This window comes from Streptomyces sp. MBT53 (assembly GCF_016654115.1).
In the GTDB taxonomy this organism is placed as follows: Bacteria; Actinomycetota; Actinomycetes; order Streptomycetales; family Streptomycetaceae; genus Streptomyces.
Genome location: NZ_JAEQAZ010000416.1, coordinates 1 through 1,870, shown reverse-complemented (window position 1 = coordinate 1,870; position 1,870 = coordinate 1). Strand labels below are relative to the sequence as shown.

Genomic DNA, 1,870 nt, shown 5'->3' with positions numbered 1-1,870 from the left:
CGGGAGGTACTGCTGGGGGCGGTGGCGGGGCCGGCGGGGGTTCCGTTGGTGGCTCCGAGGTTTCCGCCGGGCAGGGGTGGGGTGAGCGGGCCACGGTTGCCGGGGACGTTGCCGGGGGTGTGGAACGTGCCGGCGCGTAATGCGGGGTTCGTGGGCCGGGACGAGTTGTTGGTGGAGGTGCGGGGACGCCTGACGGGCGGTCGGCCGGTGGCGGTGGTGGCGCTGGATGGCCGTGGGGGTGTGGGCAAGACGCAGTTGGCGGCGGAGTACGCGCACCGGTTCTGCGGGGAGTACGAGCTGGTGTGGTGGGTGCGGGCTGAGGATCCGGCGCTTATTCCGGGGCAGTTGGCCGCGTTGGCGGTGGAGACAGGGGCTGCGCAGCCGGGTACGCCCGTGGAGGACGCGGTGCGGGCGTTGGGGCGTGAGTTGGGGGCGCGGTCGCGGTGGCTGGTCGCATTCGACAACGCGGAGGATCCTGCGGCGCTGGCGGCCTTTGTGCCAGCCGGGGCGGGGCATGTGCTGATCACCTCTCGTAACCCGGACTGGCACGGTGTGGCCGCGCCGTTGGATATCGATGTGCTGGCGCGACGGGAGTCGATCGATCTGCTGCGCAGTCGGACGCCGTGGCTGACGGAGGCGGATGCGGGGCGGGTGGCGGAGGCGTTGGATGACCTGCCGTTGGCTTTGGTTCAGGCGGCTGCGGTGCTGAGAACGACGGCCGTGGACGACTACCTGGAGTTGCTGGTCAGCAAGGCCAGCGAGATCACCGATGAGGGCAGGCCGCGGGATTACCCATGGTCGCTGGCCGCGCAGATTCGACTGAGCATGCAAAGGCTGCGGGAACAGGACCCGGAGGCGGCGGACTTGATGAACGCCTGTGCGCTGCTGGCTCCGGAACCGTTTGCCCTGCCCACCAGCACTGAGCAGGAGGCTGGTGAGGAGTCGTCTGTGGGCCGAGTGGTGACGGACTGGCGTACCAGAAACCGTGTCCTGTCGGCACTGCATCGGCATGGGCTGGCCCGAGTGGCAGGCGGGAGCCTGCACCTGCACCGCCTTACCCAAGCCGTCCTCAAAGACCAGCTCACCACCGAGGATCGTGTTGCCGCGGCGCTCAACGCCAGTATCTTGCTCGCTGCGGCCTTCCCGGGCGAGGTGGTGGATCCCGGGTCCTGGGCTCGCTGGCCTCACCTGCTGCCTCACCTGCTGGCGATCGACCCCACCGACCTGGTCACAGCGGAAGCCCGCTTCGCAGCATGCGAGGCAGCCGTTTACCTCTTGGACCGCGGCAGCGCAGCAGCGGTCCTGCCCCGTCTTGAAGACCTCTACGAAGCCTGGATCACTCTGTTGGGCCCTGACTCCACTCACACGTGGTGGGCCGTCAACTACTTGGCCTGGGCATCCACTGCCGTTGGACATCATGACCGCGCCTATGCCCTACAGCGGGACCTGTTTGACCGGCGGCGGCGGGTACTGGGTGAGGACCACCCCGACACCCTGGGAGCTGCGTCCAGCCTGGCCAATAGGCTGGCGGCGGTGGGTCGGGTGGGCGAGGCGCTGGAACTGGGTGAGGACACCCTGGATCGGCAGCGGCTGGTGTTGGGTGAGGACCACCCCGACATCCTGATCACGGCGTCCAATCTGGCGGTTCGGCTGGCGGATGTGGGTCGGGTGGAGGAGGCGGTGGTGTTGGGTGAGGACACCCTGGCGCGCCGTCGGCTGGTGTTGGGTGAGGATCACCCCGACACCCTGGCTTCCGCGTCCAATCTTGCGGCTGATCTGGCGGCGGTGGGTCGGGTGGGGGAGGCGCTGGAGCTGGGTGAGGACGCGCTGGATCGGCAGCGGCTCGTGTTGGGTGAGGATTACCCCGACA

General features: G+C 68.8%; 1 protein-coding gene. It reads left to right on the top strand.

Annotated features, from left to right (window positions below):
• Nucleotides 1–117 precede the first annotated feature (117 nt).
• On the top strand, nt 118–1,870 hold a 1,753-nt coding region (gene fxsT, locus JHN45_RS51730; RefSeq protein ID WP_201056444.1), incomplete at its 3' end, for an FxSxx-COOH system tetratricopeptide repeat protein.